Genomic DNA, 17,881 nt, shown 5'->3' on the forward strand with positions numbered 1-17,881 from the left:
TAGATTGTTAAATATGAGCATTTACAGACAAAACAAATTTGGATTTTCTTATACGCTTCATATGATATAATATGTTTTATCATAAGCAGTAAATAATGCATTTGCTTTAAACGGTACAGTGAATAGAAGGGCGGGACATCATGCATATTATTAAGAAAAAATTAGATATTCAAGACTTCATTGAAAAGTTTGAATTAATAGCTTCATATGATGATGTTGGACAAAAGCATTACCTTGTGATTGAAGATAGAGAACGAGGAGGGGATTGGACACTGATGAAATATTCAGATAGCCAATGGACCCTTCATGGTAAAGGCTTGAATTATTGTGATCAAGATGAACAAAGTTTGCTCGATAAAGATTTTGTTCAATTTATTTGGAAAAACCGGAGCTTGTTTAATCGGAAAATTAAAGAAGCTATATTAAGTTAATTTTTGAAGAATGTTTTTATCATTAAATTGTTGGTTATTTCCTCTCTCCATATCGGACAGAAAGTAATTGTTACCCATGATATGGATGGGCTTTCTAACTCATGATATGGAGGAAATGCTCAAGAAATAAGAATTTTAGAAGATTAAAATTAATATGACCCTAAATAGTTCTCTAGACTATTTAGGGTTTTTCTGCAATTTTAAACAACTTTATTGTTATTTATATTTCGCTTTCCAAATGGGTTAGAGCCAAAGTTAAACGTAGCCTAGTACTTTTGAAATTTTGTTGAGTGACAACAAAGTTGTTCCATTCGAAAAGTTAAGCAAATAAAAAAGGATTCGTTGCTTATAGCATTCGAATCCTTTTTTAATGATAGTTAATTTACAACTTCCTCACCAGTCAATGCGATGTGTCCTTCTCCCCAGCTGCACAAGGCATCCAAAATGGGACGAAGAGACCAGCCATACTCATCCGATATACAAAGCTGCAATGATGATAACTATTTCATAAAAGTTTACTTATGCTAACGAACCTTTTTGATAAGGCAAACAGAAAAACAAGACAGCTTGATTTGAATCATCTATGCTACAATTGCTTCCAAGCATGGTGTAATCGGGTATACAAAACACATTGCTGCTGTGTATTCTAAACACGGTATTAAAGTCAATGCAATTTGCCCAGGTACCATCTTCTACACCAATGACAGAGGAAATGTTAAAAGCGAGACCTACGGATAAAATTCCATTGAATCGATTCGGACAGGTAGACGAAGTAGCTGAACTAGCTGTTTTCTTAGCTTCTGATGAATCTAAGTTTATGAACAGAGCGATGATTCCAATCGATGGTGGGTACACAATGGAAAGAACAAAAGAAATCGGTTAAATAAGTGAAGCAAAGAGTCTGACCCATAAGTTCGCTAAAAGCGTACTTGTGGATATCAGTCTCTTTTTATTGTTCCTCCGCTTTCTGAAAAATCCACAAAGCGACCTGCAAAATCAACGCATCCTTAAATCTTCTAGGATCATAACCTGTTTCTTCTACAATTTTGTTCAGACGATAAATTAACGTGTTTCTATGCACATATAAATCGTCAGCTGTTTTTTGGATATTAAGATCATTAACGAAGAAAGATTCCAATGTTCTTGCTTTATTCTTATCAAAGTTTTTCAATACCCGATGAGAAAAACGCTCAGCCACTATTTCATCAACTTGATAGATTAAAGCCTTCGCTTCAATTTGAGCAAATGAAACAAAATCTTTTTCGATTTCACTTATTTTCAAGGTTATTTCACATTCTTTGTAAGATTGGCTGAAATTATCCAGATTATTGAAAGGAAGGCTATAAGCCATTCGGAATACTATATTTAATTTCTTTAATAAATCATAAACACAGTTTATCTTTAGGTCTATTTCTTTCTCATTTATGCCGTAAATAGCTATAAATATTCGGTTAACATTAATAAAACCAACAATTCCATTTTCTTTTCCAATTGTTTTTTCTAACTTTTGAATAAATGTTCGGTTTGAAATGGATCGCTCTGTTATTTGGATAATAATTGTCGTAAAAGGCGGAATAAGATGCAAGCCGAGTAAGCTAAGACTTCGGTCAATGCTGGTAGCAGAAGGATCACTTTTCAATAACTGTTCAATGATCACCTCTTTTGTTCGCTGCTTCCATTCCATCTGTGAGACCATGAATTCCTGCTTAATCATTAGTTCCGTAGTCATTTTAACTAGTTCCCCAATGTCCCCCATTTCATCGGGATCTCCGGTAATACCAATGACACCTATAATTTGTTCCTGAAAAACAATTGGAAGATTGACTCCGGGCTGAGCACCTTCCCAATGCTCATTTTCATCCGTATGAATCATAAGTGTTTTCCCGCTTTTAAGAACCTCGATTGCTCCTTCATGAACGGAACCTATTCTGGATTTATCCTTTGTTGCAATAATTACACCTTCCATATTGATGATATTGACGTTGCGATGAAGACGCAGGGAAGTCTCATTTACAATTTCACTTGCAATTTTTTCTGTTAGCATAGTCATTTCCTCTTCTGTCTTTTAGTTAAAATATACAAAAATAAGTTAGTTTTTTATAGTTATTTTATACAATATAGCCATAGACAAATATAATCAAGATTCTTATAATTTACATTAAGTAATTGAAAGCGTTTTCTAAAGGGGAGATTTTATGAAAATTATTATAGCACCAGATTCATTTAAAGGGAGTCTAAGTGCGATCGAAGCAGCAAATGCGATAAACAGGGGCATTAAAAAGGCGTTTAAGGAAGCTGAAACAGTATTACTTCCTGTAGGTGATGGCGGCGAAGGAACGATGGAAACCTTGGTTGCTGCTACAGGAGGAGAAATAAGAACGGTATCCGTTACGGGTCCATTAGGCAATCAGGTCGAAGCAGCATATGGAATATTGGGCGACAGTGAAACGTGTGTGATTGAAATGGCATCTGCATCAGGATTGCACTTGGTACCTGAAGAGAAGCTGTCTCCTCTACAAGCCACTACTTACGGCACTGGGCAATTGATTCAACATGCTCTCGATGACGGATTTACTTCCTTCATTATTGGTTTAGGAGGATCGGCGACAAATGATGGAGGAGCCGGAATGCTTCAAGCTCTAGGAATGCAGCTTTTGGATGGACAAGGAAATGAAATCGGCCATGGCGGTGGTGAACTAAACAAAGTTAAGAGGATTGACTTACATTCTTTCGATAATCGAATAAAAGACAGCAAGTTTATCATTGCTTCCGATGTCCAAAATCCGTTGATCGGACTTGATGGGGCTTCTCATGTTTTCGGTCCTCAAAAAGGGGCCACAGCAGCGGATGTGGAATTGTTGGATAGCAATCTCACTAATTGGGCAGATGAGATTGAACAAGCAACCGGCATAAAACTTCACGATCAACCAGGCGCAGGTGCAGCTGGTGGTATCGGAGGAGCATTTCAAGCCTTTTTCCCTGTTGAAGCGAAACGAGGAATAGATGTCGTTCTTGACTACATTAAATTGGATGAGGAATTGACGAATGCTGACCTTGTCATCACAGGAGAAGGAAGGGTTGATAGTCAAACAGTATTCGGGAAAACCCCGATGGGGGTTGCTCAGGCAGCAAAAAATCGAAATGTTCCAACCATTCTTATGACAGGATCTATCGGAAAGGGTATTGAAGTACTTTATGATTTCGGCGTTGTAAGCGTGAACAGTATTATAAATAATCCGATGTCCTTAAAAGAAGCCATGGAACATGCAGAGGAATTACTAGAATCAAGTGCTGAACAAGTTGTTCGTTCTTATTTCTATCAAAGTGTAAAAGAAAAAGGAGGTCATTCGCTTGAGAATTAAAGATACTATTGAAAAAGTACCAGGAGGCTTGATGGTCGTTCCTCTTTTACTGGGAGCTACACTGAATACAATTGATCAAATGCATATACCAGTCGTAATGAATGTTCTGAAAGCTCTCGGTACAGCGCCAACAGATGATGGTTATTATGAATTTTTAAGAGTCGGCGGATTTTCCCAGGAATTATTTAAAGATAGTGCCCTTGTACTTATCGCCTTATTTTTATTTTGTGTAGGAAGCCAGATGAATTTAAAAGTAGGCGGAGTTGCTTTGAAAAAAGGTGTACTGCTCACTAGCACGAAATATTTGACTGGTCTGGCAGTCGGTATGGCGTTCGGATTTTTCTTTGATCCATGGAGTGGAATATTAGGGTTGTCTACCTTAGCCATTATTGCTGGGATGACAAATAGTAACAGCGGAATGTATGCTGCTTTAACCGGACAATACGGTAATAGATCAGACGTAGGTGGACTGTCTATTCTCGCCATTAATGATGGACCTTTCTTAACGCTGGTATCTTTAGGGATTTTAGGAACTGCTTTCCCATTGATTGCATTCATTGCCGTATTATTGCCAATCGGTATTGGAATGCTTTTAGGAAATCTTGATCCGAAAATACGTGAATTTTTGCAGCCAGGTGAATCGTTAACGATCCCCTTCTTCGCATTTGCATTAGGCGCCGGAATGGATTTGGCGAACTTCTTTAATCCTGCTGTACTTGCAGGCGGGTTAACACTTGCCATCCTTACGTTTGTTCTTACTGGTGGAATGAGTATACTTGTATTTAAATTATTTAAAGAAAAAAGTTACATTGCTCCACTTGCGGAAGCGTCTACAGCAGGAAATGCAGCCGCTACACCTGCAGCAATAGCAGCGGCAGCTTCAGTGGCAGTAGGGTCAGGGGCTATGACAGCAGCGGAGTTCGAAGCGATACAGAACATTGTTCCGATTGCTACGGCACAAATTTCCGTATCGACAATCACAACGTCTCTACTCTGCCCACTAGGGGTTATTCTAATGGATAAGTATCAAAGGAAAAGAGGTATTGATGGCACCCGAGAAGACCTTGGACTAAAGGGAATGGAAAGCAAAACAGAAACGAAACAAGCAGCAAGTAACTAATTAATCGTTTACCCCCTTTTCAATTCAAAGGGGGAAAACGTTATCTTATAATAGAAATATCTACTATTAAAAAGGCGGGGTGTATGTAGCATGAATACAGAATTACTTTATGGAAAAGAAGGTATTTCATTAGATTTACCGGATCATTCATTTATCATCGAACCGAAAAATTTACCTAAATTAGAGAATGAGGAAGAAGCAATTCGACAGGCATTAAGAAATCCGATTGGTGCACCGCCATTAAAGGAATCGGTAAAATCGACAGACACTGTATCGATTGTAATCAGTGATATAACGAGACCTACACCGAATCATATTTTAGTCCCCTTATTAATAGAAGAATTAAGCCACGTTCCTTTGGAGAATTTTGTGATTATTAATGGTACTGGAACACACCGTGATCAAACGAGGGAAGAGTTTGTCCAAATGCTCGGTGAGTGGGTCGTCGATCATATTCGTATTGTCAATAATCAATGTCATAATAAAGAAGAACTTGTAAATATCGGTAAAAGCAAATTCGGCTGTGACGTTTATTTGAATAAAGATTATGTAGAAACAGATTTTCGTATTGTAACAGGCTTTATTGAACCACACTTTTTTGCAGGCTTTTCAGGAGGGCCAAAAGGAATAATGCCAGGAATTGCCGGAATTGAAACAATTATGACCTTTCATAATGCAAGAATGATTGGGGATCCTCTTTCTACTTGGGGCAATATGGTTAACAATCCTGTTCAGGACATGACTCGTGAAATAAATGGAATGTGCAAACCTGATTTTATGTTAAATGTCACGCTAAATCGTGAAAAAGAAATTACAGAAATTTTTGCAGGAGAGCTTTATGAAGCGCATGACAAAGGCTGTGCGTTTGTCAAAGAACATACAATGTTCCGCTGTGATAAGCGATTTGACGTCGTGATCGCCTCAAACTCCGGCTACCCGCTTGATCAAAATCTTTATCAAACGGTAAAAGGAATGAGCGCGTCACATAAAATTGTCAAAGAAGGAGGATCTATTATTATTGCATCAGAATGTTCAGATGGTTTGCCAGATCACGGAAACTATTCGAAGATCTTCGAAATGGCAGACACGCCTCAAGATTTACTCGATATGATCAACAATCCTGAGTTTAAAATGTTTGACCAATGGCAAGTACAAAAACAGGCAGTCATCCAAGTTTGGGCAGATGTTTATGTGTACTCCAAGCTTACAGATGAACAGGTTGAAGGAACGATGCTAAAACCAACTCATGATATCGAGAAGACAATAGATGATTTAAAGAAAAAGTATGGTGAAGATATGACAATAGCTGTCCTTCCTCTAGGTCCTTTATCGATCCCTTATGTTGAGGAGAAAGAATTCGTTTAATTATAAAATACTAAAATAAAATGAGGCGCAAAATATGAATAAAATAATTGAAAAAAACCAGCAGCTTGGTGAAATCCTTTCTGGAATGAATCGCGTTATTGTCGCTTTTTCCGGCGGAGTTGATAGTACGTTAGTGTTGAAAAGGGCACAGCAGGAACTAGGCTCTTCCAATGTTCTTGCTGTTGTCGTTGCATCAGAATTATTCCGTAAAGAAGAGTTTGAGGGTGCTGTTAATCTTGCAGAAAAAATGGGCGTAAACGTTCACCAAACTGAAATTAAGGAATTGGAAGATGAAGGGGTTATGGCGAATACTCCTGATAGCTGGTATTACAGTAAGAAATTACTTTATTTTCATTTAAATCAGCTTGCTAAAGAACTAGGTTATGATTATGTACTGGACGGAATGATCATGGATGATATGGATGATTTTCGCCCTGGCATGAAAGCAAGAACAGAAGCAGGAGCTCGTAGTGTATTACAGGAAGCGGGTTTATACAAACGGGAAGTCCGTAGGCTTTCTAAAGAGCTTGAGCTTCCTGTCTGGAATAAACCTGCATCATGCAGTCTCGCATCCAGAATCCCATATGGAACGAAACTAGATAAACGTAAAATTGAACAAGTCAATCAGGCAGAAAAATTCATTGCAAAACTTGGATTCGATATGGTACGTGTACGCCATCATGACAATGTTGCTCGTATCGAGGTGACTCCAGAGGAAATTAACGAATTATTAAAGCATCGGGATAAAATAGATTTAAAACTAACATCACTTGGCTTTAATTATGTGTCAGTCGACCTGCGTGGTTACCGTACCGGAAGCATGAATGAAGTATTGTCTGAGGATGTAATGAAGGTGGAATTTGGATGATGATTGGTCAAAGAGTTAGACTTGTATGGAACGAAACGAATCCAATTTATCTATAAAATGGTTTGTTTTTTATTAAAAGTAGTGATGATCCAGTTAAATGAAGCTGTCTGAAGAGGTCCTAAATGTTGACTTACTGCTAGGCAGTCTTCTTTCTGTTAATTTGAGTGTAGAATTTGCACCCTTATAATAATGAGCTAAACGAAAAAAAGAATCTTCAAGAATGAAGATTCACTATTATAATCTTCACTATTATAATGTAAATCTATCCTCTAAATCATCAAACCCTTGATCGCTATCTTTTCTTACTTCGAACTGCAATCCATCACGAGAAAACACGCTAACTTCATAGTTTTTGTAATCCCCATAGTTTTTGCATTTGCCTTTTACATCATAGATAAACCCAATGTAGTCTTTTCCTTCTCCAGGCAAAAACTCTTCTTCAACGAAATGAACGTCTTTGTAGTCAAAAGGCCTACTAGATAATATATTTCTTATTGTTTCTACTGAGCTTGATAAATCACACTTTATTTTTTCCGAGGGATTCATCTAAATCAATCCTTTCTTTTATTTTATTCAATTGTATCCCTTCTTTAAAGCTATGCTATGTTGTTCCCTTTATGTATCGCTTGTAAACATCATTTTTTGAATATTTTCCGACAATTGAATATAATTTGTTCAATGACGATTCCGTATTTACGTATCTTTACAAATTTTCACTAAGTTATTATTTTCTTTCGTATAATCAAAGTGAATGTAATCGGCAACGTGGATATAGAAGTGGTACAATAATGACAAATGTATGAGAGACGGAAGGGGGATTTTTAGTTGTGCGTGACATGCAAAAAAAAATTATTGAAGAGCTAAAAGTAAAACCGGAGATTAATGCACCGGAAGAAATTAGACGAAGTGTTGATTTTCTGAAAGCTTATTTGCGTCACCATTCTTTTTTAAAAGGATTTGTGCTCGGTATTTCCGGCGGTCAGGATTCAACACTTGCTGGTAAACTTGCACAGATGGCGGTCGACGAATTAAAAGAAGAAACAGGTTCTGACGACTATGCTTTTTTTGCTGTACGCCTTCCATACGGTGTTCAAAAGGATGAAGATGACTGTCAGGATGCACTTGATTTTATCCAGCCGGATGAAATATATACGATTAATATCAAACCATCTGTTAAAGCGAGCGAAGCAGCTCTGATGGGAAACGGTATTGAGTTAACGGATTTTATTAAAGGAAATGAAAAAGCACGCGAACGAATGAAAGCACAGTACAGCATTGCCGCCATGAAAAACGCGGTTGTCATCGGCACGGATCATGGAGCAGAAGCAGTAACCGGTTTTTATACAAAATTCGGTGACGGGGGCGCTGATCTTATTCCGCTTTCTCGTTTAAATAAACGACAAGGGCGTCAAATGCTGCAAGAATTAGACTGTCCGAAGCATCTGTATACGAAAGTACCGACAGCCGACCTTGAAGAAGATCGTCCGCAGCTGCCGGATGAAGTAGCACTTGGCGTCTCGTACGAACATATCGATGATTACTTGGAAGGAAGAGAGGTACCGGATGCAGCAGCGGAACGAATTGAAGACCTCTTTAAAAAATCAGCACATAAACGCCATCTTCCCATTACCGTTTTTGATGATTATTGGAAAAAATAATGCTTTCAGGCTTCTGCCAGGAAGTTTTTTAAATCTGAATTTTCAATAAAAACTCCAACGCCTTGACCGACCAGCTGTATACATATAAAATGAGGTCGAAATGTGTGAACACGAACAAATAATAGAGGATTGTTTCCTATAATACGGAATTGTTGAAGAAAGTTGAAGAAAGAGGAGTAGATATGATGACAGGAAAATCAGAATTACAAAATCAGGAAATGATTCTCGTACTTGATTTTGGTAGTCAATATAATCAATTAATTACACGACGCATTCGCGAATTTGGTGTATATAGTGAGCTTCATCCACACACAATTACGGTGGAGGAAATTAAAGAAATCAATCCAAAAGGGATTATTTTCTCCGGCGGTCCAAACAGTGTGTATGCGGAAGGTGCATTTGGATGTGACGAGCGTATTTTCGACTTGAATATTCCGATATTCGGCATTTGCTACGGCATGCAGTTGATGACAAAATATTATGGCGGCAAAGTAGAATCCGCGTCTCACCGTGAATACGGCAAAGCAGCGATTAACGTGCAAACAGAATCCGCGCTTTTCGCCGATCTTCCGAAAGAGCAAGTTGTCTGGATGAGTCATAGCGATCTTGTAACGGAAGCACCAGCAGGATTTACCGTTGATGTAGTGAATCCGTCATGCCCGATTGCGTCGATGAGCTATGCAGAAAAAAATCTTTACGCTGTTCAATTCCATCCAGAAGTAAAACATTCTGTTTATGGCAATGATATTTTGAAAAATTTCGTCTTTGGCATTTGCGATTGCACGGGAGACTGGTCAATGGAAAACTTCATTGAAGTTGAAGTGGAAAAAATTCGTCAAATAGTCGGTGACAAAAATGTTCTTTGTGCCATGTCAGGCGGTGTTGATTCATCCGTGGTCGCGGTATTGATGCATAAAGCAATTGGTGATCAACTGACATGTATTTTCGTCGATCACGGTCTTCTGCGTAAAAACGAAGCAGAAGAAGTGATGGATACATTTGCAAATGGATTTAATATCAACATTATTAAAGTGGATGCGAAAGACCGCTTCTTGAGTAAACTTGCGGGTGTTTCTGATCCAGAGAAAAAACGCAAAATTATCGGTAATGAATTTATTTATGTATTTGACGATGAAGCGTCGAAACTAGAAGGTATTGATTACCTTGCACAAGGGACACTTTATACGGATATTATCGAAAGTGGAACAGCGACCGCACAAACGATTAAATCGCATCATAACGTCGGTGGCCTGCCAGAAGATATGCAATTCCAATTAATTGAACCACTTAACACATTGTTTAAAGATGAAGTGCGAGCGCTCGGTTCTGAGCTCGGTATTCCAGATCATATCGTCTGGCGCCAGCCGTTTCCAGGACCTGGTTTAGGCATTCGTGTTCTTGGGGAAATTTCTGAAGAAAAATTGGAAATTGTCCGCGAATCGGATGCGATTTTACGTGAAGAAGTGCGTAACCATGGACTTGAGCGTGAAATCTGGCAATACTTTACGGTCCTTCCGGATATCCGCAGCGTTGGTGTGATGGGTGATGCGCGTACGTACGATTATACAATTGGCATTCGTGCGGTGACATCGATTGATGGTATGACATCTGATTGGGCACGTATTCCTTGGGAAGTGCTTGAAGTGATCTCAACTCGTATTGTAAATGAAGTGGCCCATGTAAACCGTGTCGTGTATGACATTACAAGCAAGCCGCCTGCAACGATCGAGTGGGAATAAAGGCGAATTATTTTCTATCCCATTATGATGATCGTAAAAGGTCGTTCAAAAGAAGTGCACCCCATTATGTATTTCTTGTTTATTGTATTTGTTCTTTACTTTATTTTTATTAAATAAGCGATTCACACCTTCCTATAAATAGGGAGGTGTTTTTTTGGACAGGTCCTCATGCTATACTGTAAAAAAACGAAGAACAATGGGGATATCACCGTGGGTAAATTTTTTGTAAAAAAAGTATTAAATAATAATGTGCTCATCGCGTCAGGAGAAGATCGTGTCGAAGTGGTGCTCATTGGCCGGGGAATTGGTTTCGGACGGCGTCAAGGAGACGAAATTGTTCGGGAATCTGTTGAAAAGCTGTTCGTGCTGACCGATCGGAATGAGCAGGAGCAATATAAAAAGTTGCTGCCGAATATTGATGATGAAACATTAAAAGTGATTATTGCAGCAGTCGAATTAATTCGTGATCGTGTAGGGCAAACGTTAAACGAGCATATTCACGTCGGCCTCACCGATCATCTTTTGTTCGCTGTCAATCGGATGATCCGGGGGATTGGGATACGCAATCCCTTTTTGTTGGAAACGAAAGCGCTCTATCCGTTTGAATATGAAGTGGCAGAAGCAGTAACCAAGCTCATTAATCAGCGGCTGACAGTCGCGTTGCCGCCAGGTGAAGTAGGTTTTATTGCACTTCATATACATAGCGCGATTACGAATAAGGCGGTTCGTGATTTAAGCCGTTATTCAGAACTAATGGCAACGCTTATTCAACTGATTGAAGTGCAGCTAGATGTAAAGCTTGATAAAGAAAGTATTGATTATATGCGGCTTGTTCGTCATATCCGTTATACGATTGAACGGGTTGTCCGCGGCGAAAAAGTGGATGAACCAGAAAAAATAGCAAGTCTCTTGAAAACGGAATATCCAATATGCTATAATTTGTCGTGGAAGCTAATCAAAGTAATGCAGCAGACATTAAAAAAGCCAGTGTACGATGCGGAAGCGGTTTACTTGACGATGCATCTGCAACGGATTCAGACAAAAATGAAATAAATTATTCGTTCTTTACGTGTTACTGATACGATCAGGCATGAGTAAAGGAGATTTAGGGGAAACAGAGGTTATAACCACTTCTGTTTTCTACTGTCTTCTTTTCTCATGCCTTTTTTCGTGTTTGTCTGTTTTTTCTTTGAGAAGCTCATAATAAGAGTGATGAAGGAGGAAAACATATGTTTAAAAAACTTTTCGGTGTTTTACAAAAAATTGGTAAAGCACTCATGCTCCCTGTTGCAATTTTGCCGGCAGCCGGTCTACTTCTTGCATTCGGTAATGCACTTCAAAACCCGACACTTGTCGAAATTGCTCCATTCCTTGAATTAAACTGGATTGTACAAGTAGCTGCGGTTATGGAAAATTCAGGGGATATTGTGTTTGGTAACTTGCCGATACTATTTGCTCTCGGTGTCGCTATAGGCCTTGCAGGAGGAGATGGTGTTGCCGGTCTTGCTGCGTTAGTTGGATATTTAATTATGAATGCCACAATGGGAACAGCTCTTGGTCTTGAAAAAATGGCTGTTTTGCAAAGCGGAGATCCTGCATATGCCTTAATCCTAGGTATTCCGTCCCTTCAAACGGGTGTATTTGGCGGGATTATCGTCGGTGTTCTCGCGGCGTATATGTACAATAAATTCTTTAACATTGAATTGCCGTCTTATCTCGGTTTCTTTGCAGGTAAACGGTTTGTTCCAATTGCAACAGCTGCATCAGCGGTTGTGCTCGGTCTTTTAATGATCTTCATCTGGCCGACCATTCAAAGTGGTTTAAATACATTTTCTCATTTCGTTTTAAATTGGAATCTTGCCGGTTCGGCTTTCGTGTTCGGTGTCATTGAACGTGCATTAATTCCATTCGGTTTGCACCACATATTCTATACACCATTCTGGTTTGAGTTCGGTTCGTATGTAAACCAGGCTGGGGAAGTTGTGCGTGGTGATAACACGATCTTTCAGGCACAAATTAAAGATGGCGTTCAAAACTTAACAGCCGGTACATTTATGACAGGTAAATATCCGTTCATGATGTTCGGTCTTCCGGCTGCAGCGCTTGCGATTTATCATGAGGCACGTCCGGAACGTAAAAAAGTCGTTGCAGGTATTATGGGTTCTGCTGCTCTGACCTCTTTCTTAACAGGAATTACCGAGCCGCTTGAATTCTCATTTTTGTTCGTTGCACCCGTGTTGTTTGCCATTCACACAATCTTTGCAGGCCTCTCATTTATGACGATGCATCTTCTAAACGTTAAAATTGGGATGACCTTCTCTGGTGGTTTGATCGATTATATTTTATTCGGTGCGATTAACCCGCAAACGAATGCGTGGATCGTTATTCCGGTTGGTCTTGTGCTAGCCGTAATTTACTACTTTGGTTTCCGTTTTGCGATTCGTAAGTTTAACCTGGCAACACCAGGCCGTGAGTCGGAAAATGAAGATGCAGACAACGATGCACCAGCGGTTGTTGCAAGTGAGCTTCCGTTTGAAATATTAGAAGCAATGGGAGGCAAAGAAAACATTGCCAACCTGGATGCATGTATTACACGTCTTCGCGTATCAGTTAATGACAGTGCCCATGTTGATAAAAAACGGTTGAAAAAGCTTGGCGCTGCCGGTGTTCTTGAAGTTGGCAACAGCATTCAAGCCATTTTTGGTCCTCGTTCAGACAGCTTACGTCACCAAATGGCGGATATTATGAAAGGAAATTCTCCGCGTCCGACTGCAGTGAAGCCGGATCAGGAAGTACAAAAGGAAGTAGAACAAGCGGTGCCATCCGCCATCCGTAATGATGTGGAAAGCCGATTTGTGGCGCCAATCACGGGTGAGTTACTTCCGATTACAGAAGTACCAGATCCTGTTTTCTCAGGGAAACTGATGGGTGATGGTTTTGCGATTAAGCCTTCCGACGGTATAGTTGTCTCACCGGTTGACGGCAAAATCGTGAACATTTTCCCGACAAAACACGCGATCGGTCTTGTGTCGGATAATGGCCGTGAAGTATTGATTCATTTCGGGATTGATACGGTGAAATTGAAAGGTGAAGGGTTCGAATCACTTATTTCAGAAGGAGATATAGTGAAAGCAGGCCAGCCTCTTCTCAAAGTGGATCTTGGTTACATTGCCGAAAATGCAACTTCAACGATCACGCCGATTATTTTTACAAACCTTGCTGAAGGTGAATCAGTCGTTGTCGATAAACCGGGCTCAGTGAAATTCGGTGACGAGAACATTATTACTATTAAATAAGAAGTGATCAGCCTCAAACAGTCTATTGCGGACTGTTTGAGGCTTTTTTATTTAATGAGTGTATGGTACACTGCCGTCAAAGAGGAGTGGAAAAATCAATGATAGATAGCGCCATTTTTATGGTTGTGATCATATTATTAATTAACGTTGTATACGTGTCGTTTTTCACGATTCGGATGATTTTGACATTGAAAGGATATCGGTATACAGCTGCTTTTGTCAGTACCGTTGAAGTTGTCATTTACGTCGTCGGCCTCGGACTTGTTCTTGACGATTTAAATGAAATTCAAAACTTGATTGCATATGCCGTGGGTTATGGCCTTGGTGTCATCGTCGGAATGAAAATTGAAGAGAAGCTGGCGCTCGGTTATATGATGGTCAATGTGATCACGAAAGAGTACGACAAAGATTTGCCGAGGCAGCTTCGTGCAGAAGGATACGGTGTGACAAACTGGGCAGCCAACGGTCTTGAAGGTGAACGGATGGTTCTGCAAATATTAACACCAAGAAAATATGAATTAAAGCTTTATCAAAAAATACAAGAACTTGATCCGAAAGCGTTTATTATCGCGTATGAATCAAAAACAATTCACGGTGGGTTCTGGGTAAAAACAGTGAGAAAAGGAATGCTAATGAAATGAGCAAAAAGAAAATATTCCGAGTTGAAGCAGAGGAAACGATTGATCATTGTCTGAACCGGATGAAAGATGAAGGATACGTCCCGGTCCGGCGAATGGAAAAGCCTGTTTTTGAAGAGAAAAAGCAAAATGGAGAGACGATTCATGTCCCAATTGGCCGTGAAATCGTTTTTGAGGGTAAGAAAGTAACATAAATACGAACGTTTAAATAAACACAATGAATATCGTTCGATTTTTATTGACAACTGCTCCGCGTCGTTGTTAATATGTAAATGACAAATAAAGCACCTCATATAATAGCGGGGATATGGCCTGCGAGTTTCTACCGGCTGCCTTAAACAGCTGACTATGGGTGAAAGCATTCGGAATCTCGATCGGCTGCGGACGAATCGCTTTCTCCTTCAACGGGGAAAGTAGGTTGTCCGCTTTTTTTTATGTAAAATAATCTCACATTGGAGGATCAATATGACGATTGAAGTTGGCGTTATTATGGGCAGTACATCTGATTGGGAAACGATGAAACATGCATGTGACGTACTCGATGAACTTGGAGTATCGTATGAAAAGCGTGTCGTATCCGCACATCGTACACCTGATTTAATGTTTGAATATGCCGAGTCTGCACGTGAAAGAGGCATTAAAGTGATTATTGCCGGCGCGGGCGGAGCGGCTCATTTGCCGGGTATGACTGCGGCGAAAACGACATTGCCGGTTATCGGCATTCCCGTACAATCAAAAGCATTGAATGGGCTTGACTCTTTATTATCAATTGTTCAAATGCCAGGTGGTGTACCGGTTGCGACGACAGCGATTGGCAAAGCAGGTGCAACGAATGCCGGACTGCTGGCTGCGCAAATTTTGTCTATTACTGATGCGAAAATTGCCGAAAAATTAGAAATTCGTCGAAAAGAAACAGAAAAAACGGTGTTAGAAAGCAGTGATCAACTTGGCTAGAAAAATCATTGAACCAGGCAAAACGATTGGCATTATTGGTGGAGGACAACTTGGTCGGATGATGGCGCTCGCGGCGAAAGAAGCAGGCTTTCGTATTGCTGTGCTGGAGCCAACAGAAGGTGCACCATGTACACAAACAGCCGATATTGTCATTCAAGCACCATATGATGACCAGGCTGCCTTAAAAAGACTTTCTGATGTAAGTGACGTCATTACGTATGAATTTGAAAATATTGATTACGAAGGATTAAAAGAGTTAATGAAAGAAGCGTATGTGCCGCAGGGAGCAGAACTGATCCGCATTACGCAAAATCGTGTTTTTGAAAAAGAAGCGATTACGAATGCAGGTGTGCCAGTTGCTCCGTACCGTGTAATCCGGACAGAAGCTGATCTTAAGCAAGGCATGGAAGATCTCGGGTTACCGGCTGTGCTGAAAACAGCAACGGGCGGCTACGATGGAAAAGGACAATTCGTATTGAAAGAAGCTGAACAAGCGAATGAAGCATCTGCTCTTTTAACACATGGAGAATGTGTCCTTGAGCAATGGGTACCGTTTGAAAAAGAGATTTCCGTTATTATTACGCGTAACCCGGCAGGCGAAACGACGTATTTCCCAGCAGCAGAAAACATTCACGTTGACAACATTTTGCATGAATCCATTGTACCTGCTCGAATTTCTGATGAAACAAAGCAGGCTGCATTTAAAGCAGCAGAAAAAATTGCGTCCGCATTGTCGCTTGTCGGCACGCTTGCTGTAGAAATGTTTATTGGGAAAAATGGTGAAATTTATATTAATGAACTTGCACCGCGGCCACATAATTCAGGGCACTATACAATTGAAGCTTGCGGTATTTCACAGTTTGGACAGCATATTCGTGCCATTTGTAACTGGCCGCTCAAAAGTACAGAATTGTTAAAGCCAGCCGTGATGGTAAATATACTCGGTGAACATGTAGATGGGGTCATTCAAGCGATCCTTAGCAAGCCGGAATGGTCGATTCATTTATATGGTAAAGATGAAGCGAAAGAAAAACGCAAGATGGGACATGTGACCATTTTAGCTGATACAGTTGAAGAAGCGCTGCAAGATATAGATGAAAGTCGAATTTGGGCAAACTAAGACGTACACATATCGGAGGATGAAAAAATGATTGAACGTTATACACGACCGGAAATGGGCACCATCTGGACAGAAGAAAACAAATTTAAAGCATGGCTTGAAGTTGAAATTCTTGCATGTGAAGCATGGGCGGAAATTGGCGATATTCCGAAAGAAGATGTAAAGAAGCTTCGCGAGAACGCCAGCTTCGATATTAACCGAATAAACGAAATTGAACTTGAAACGCGCCATGATGTTGTAGCCTTTACACGTGCGGTATCAGAAACACTTGGTGAAGAGCGTAAATGGGTTCATTACGGATTAACGTCAACAGATGTCGTCGATACAGCATTGTCTTACTTACTCAGACAGGCAAATGATATTTTACGTAAAGACATTGAATCATTCATCGAAATCCTCCGTAATAAAGCGATTGAACATAAACATACGGTCATGATGGGCCGCACGCATGGCGTTCATGCAGAACCAACAACATTCGGTCTTAAAATGGCGCTTTGGTACGAAGAAATGAAACGGAATCTCAAGCGTTTTAATGATGCTGCAGAAACTGTTGAGTTTGGCAAAATTTCTGGCGCAGTCGGCACGTATGCGAACATTGATCCGTTCGTTGAAGAGTATGTTTGCAAAAAGCTTGGGACGAAACCGGCTCCAGTATCAACGCAGACGCTTCAGCGTGATCGTCATGCTCATTATATGGCAACACTTGCACTCGTTGCCGCATCCATTGAAAAGTTTGCAACAGAAGTACGTGGTTTGCAAAAATCAGAAACACGTGAAGTAGAAGAATTTTTCGCTAAAGGCCAAAAAGGATCTTCAGCAATGCCGCATAAACGCAATCCGATCGGTTCAGAAAATATGGTTGGCTTGGCGCGTGTGATTCGTGGTCATATGGTCACAGCGTATGAGAACGTCTCGCTCTGGCATGAACGCGATATTTCGCATTCATCAGCAGAACGTGTGATATTACCGGATGCGACGATTGCTTTGAACTACATGCTGAATCGTTTCGGCAATATCGTGAAAAACTTGACTGTATTCCCTGACAATATGAAGCGCAATATGGATCGCACATTGGGCCTTATTTACTCACAGCGCGTTCTACTTGCATTGATTGACAAAGGCATGGCGCGTGAAGCAGCGTACGATACTGTTCAACCGAGAGCGATGGAAGCATGGGATAAGCAAGTTCAATTCCGTTCACTTGTAGAAGCAGATGAAACGATTACGTCGAAACTATCCGCTGAAGAAATTGCAGACTGCTTTGATTACAACTATCATTTGAAGCACGTTGACACAATCTTTGACCGCATTGGTCTAAAGTAATGCTTAT

18 protein-coding genes, 1 pseudogene and 1 riboswitch are annotated in these 17,881 nt (G+C 40.1%); of the genes and pseudogenes, 17 read left to right on the forward strand and 2 right to left on the reverse strand.

Annotated elements, in window-relative coordinates:
• The first annotated feature begins 140 nt into the window (after positions 1 to 140).
• The 3 genes from A3M5_RS0119660 (at position 141) to A3M5_RS23340 (ending at position 1,314) form a co-directional block, all read left to right on the forward strand.
• Positions 141 to 431, forward strand: a complete 291-nt coding sequence (locus A3M5_RS0119660) for a hypothetical protein (protein ID WP_018395481.1) — start codon at positions 141 to 143, stop codon at positions 429 to 431.
• 591 nt (positions 432 to 1,022) lie between these two features.
• Positions 1,023 to 1,169, forward strand: coding sequence for an SDR family NAD(P)-dependent oxidoreductase (locus A3M5_RS26705; protein ID WP_353643341.1), 147 nt, complete (start codon positions 1,023 to 1,025; stop codon positions 1,167 to 1,169).
• A complete protein-coding gene (locus A3M5_RS23340) occupies positions 1,099 to 1,314 on the forward strand; it encodes an SDR family oxidoreductase (protein WP_026221834.1) in 216 nt (71 codons plus the stop codon). The genes A3M5_RS26705 and A3M5_RS23340 overlap by 71 nt, the downstream gene beginning before the upstream one ends.
• 66 nt (positions 1,315 to 1,380) lie before the next feature.
• Here A3M5_RS23340 and A3M5_RS0119670 read toward each other — a convergent pair whose 3' ends face one another.
• Positions 1,381 to 2,475 carry a CdaR family transcriptional regulator gene (locus A3M5_RS0119670; RefSeq protein WP_018395482.1) on the reverse strand — a complete coding sequence of 365 codons (1,095 nt, stop codon included), beginning with the start codon at positions 2,473 to 2,475 and terminating at the stop codon, positions 1,381 to 1,383.
• Between the two features lie 151 nt (positions 2,476 to 2,626).
• Here A3M5_RS0119670 and A3M5_RS0119675 point away from each other — a divergent pair, with 151 nt between their 5' ends.
• The 4 genes from A3M5_RS0119675 to larE all read left to right on the forward strand — a co-directional run bounded on the left by A3M5_RS0119675 (position 2,627) and on the right by larE (position 7,146).
• Positions 2,627 to 3,793, forward strand: coding sequence for a glycerate kinase (locus tag A3M5_RS0119675; protein ID WP_018395483.1), 1,167 nt, complete (start codon positions 2,627 to 2,629; stop codon positions 3,791 to 3,793).
• Positions 3,783 to 4,913 (forward strand): 2-keto-3-deoxygluconate permease, encoded by a 1,131-nt coding sequence (locus A3M5_RS0119680; protein WP_018395484.1) that lies wholly within the window; start codon positions 3,783 to 3,785, stop codon positions 4,911 to 4,913. Before A3M5_RS0119675 ends, A3M5_RS0119680 begins: the two co-directional genes overlap by 11 nt.
• Before the next feature lie 90 nt (positions 4,914 to 5,003).
• A complete protein-coding gene (gene larA, locus A3M5_RS0119685; RefSeq protein WP_018395485.1) occupies positions 5,004 to 6,278 on the forward strand; it encodes a nickel-dependent lactate racemase in 1,275 nt (424 codons plus the stop codon).
• A gap of 34 nt (positions 6,279 to 6,312) precedes the next feature.
• The gene (gene larE, locus A3M5_RS0119690) at positions 6,313 to 7,146 is read left to right on the forward strand and encodes an ATP-dependent sacrificial sulfur transferase LarE (RefSeq protein WP_018395486.1); all 834 of its coding nucleotides are present in this window, start codon (positions 6,313 to 6,315) and stop codon (positions 7,144 to 7,146) included.
• Positions 7,147 to 7,395: 249 nt separating this feature from the next.
• Here larE and A3M5_RS0119695 read toward each other — a convergent pair whose 3' ends face one another.
• Positions 7,396 to 7,692, reverse strand: a complete 297-nt coding sequence (locus tag A3M5_RS0119695; RefSeq protein ID WP_018395487.1) for a hypothetical protein — start codon at positions 7,690 to 7,692, stop codon at positions 7,396 to 7,398.
• A gap of 290 nt (positions 7,693 to 7,982) precedes the next feature.
• Between A3M5_RS0119695 and nadE the strand changes: the two genes are divergently transcribed.
• The 10 genes and pseudogenes from nadE (at position 7,983) to purB (ending at position 17,874) form a co-directional block, all read left to right on the forward strand.
• A complete protein-coding gene (nadE, locus tag A3M5_RS0119700; RefSeq protein ID WP_034299621.1) occupies positions 7,983 to 8,804 on the forward strand; it encodes an NAD(+) synthase in 822 nt (273 codons plus the stop codon).
• A 185-nt stretch (positions 8,805 to 8,989) separates the two neighbouring features.
• A complete protein-coding gene (gene guaA / locus A3M5_RS0119705; protein ID WP_018395489.1) occupies positions 8,990 to 10,543 on the forward strand; it encodes a glutamine-hydrolyzing GMP synthase in 1,554 nt (517 codons plus the stop codon).
• 9 nt (positions 10,544 to 10,552) lie between these two features.
• A pseudogene (locus A3M5_RS26910) lies at positions 10,553 to 10,660 on the forward strand (hypothetical protein); the annotation flags it as partial.
• Positions 10,661 to 10,753: 93 nt separating this feature from the next.
• Positions 10,754 to 11,596, forward strand: a complete 843-nt coding sequence (gene glcT / locus A3M5_RS0119710) for a glucose PTS transporter transcription antiterminator GlcT (RefSeq protein ID WP_018395490.1) — start codon at positions 10,754 to 10,756, stop codon at positions 11,594 to 11,596.
• Between the two features lie 176 nt (positions 11,597 to 11,772).
• The gene (ptsG, locus tag A3M5_RS0119715; protein WP_018395491.1) at positions 11,773 to 13,839 is read left to right on the forward strand and encodes a glucose-specific PTS transporter subunit IIBC; all 2,067 of its coding nucleotides are present in this window, start codon (positions 11,773 to 11,775) and stop codon (positions 13,837 to 13,839) included.
• A gap of 98 nt (positions 13,840 to 13,937) precedes the next feature.
• Positions 13,938 to 14,480 (forward strand): DUF2179 domain-containing protein, encoded by a 543-nt coding sequence (locus A3M5_RS0119720; RefSeq protein WP_018395492.1) that lies wholly within the window; start codon positions 13,938 to 13,940, stop codon positions 14,478 to 14,480.
• Positions 14,477 to 14,671, forward strand: coding sequence for an NETI motif-containing protein (locus tag A3M5_RS0119725; protein ID WP_018395493.1), 195 nt, complete (start codon positions 14,477 to 14,479; stop codon positions 14,669 to 14,671). The genes A3M5_RS0119720 and A3M5_RS0119725 overlap by 4 nt, the downstream gene beginning before the upstream one ends.
• A 75-nt stretch (positions 14,672 to 14,746) precedes the next feature.
• Positions 14,747 to 14,846: riboswitch (purine riboswitch) on the forward strand.
• Positions 14,847 to 14,942: 96 nt separating this feature from the next.
• A complete protein-coding gene (purE, locus tag A3M5_RS0119730) occupies positions 14,943 to 15,431 on the forward strand; it encodes a 5-(carboxyamino)imidazole ribonucleotide mutase (RefSeq protein ID WP_018395494.1) in 489 nt (162 codons plus the stop codon).
• The gene (purK, locus tag A3M5_RS0119735) at positions 15,424 to 16,551 is read left to right on the forward strand and encodes a 5-(carboxyamino)imidazole ribonucleotide synthase (RefSeq protein WP_018395495.1); all 1,128 of its coding nucleotides are present in this window, start codon (positions 15,424 to 15,426) and stop codon (positions 16,549 to 16,551) included. The genes purE and purK overlap by 8 nt, the downstream gene beginning before the upstream one ends.
• A 27-nt stretch (positions 16,552 to 16,578) precedes the next feature.
• Complete coding sequence (gene purB, locus A3M5_RS0119740; RefSeq protein ID WP_018395496.1) at positions 16,579 to 17,874, forward strand: adenylosuccinate lyase; 1,296 nt, start codon at positions 16,579 to 16,581, stop codon at positions 17,872 to 17,874.
• Positions 17,875 to 17,881 lie beyond the last annotated feature (7 nt).

The sequence above is a fragment of the Bacillus sp. 37MA genome (assembly GCF_000372765.1).
Classification (GTDB): Bacteria; Bacillota; Bacilli; order Bacillales; family Domibacillaceae; genus Domibacillus; species Domibacillus aminovorans.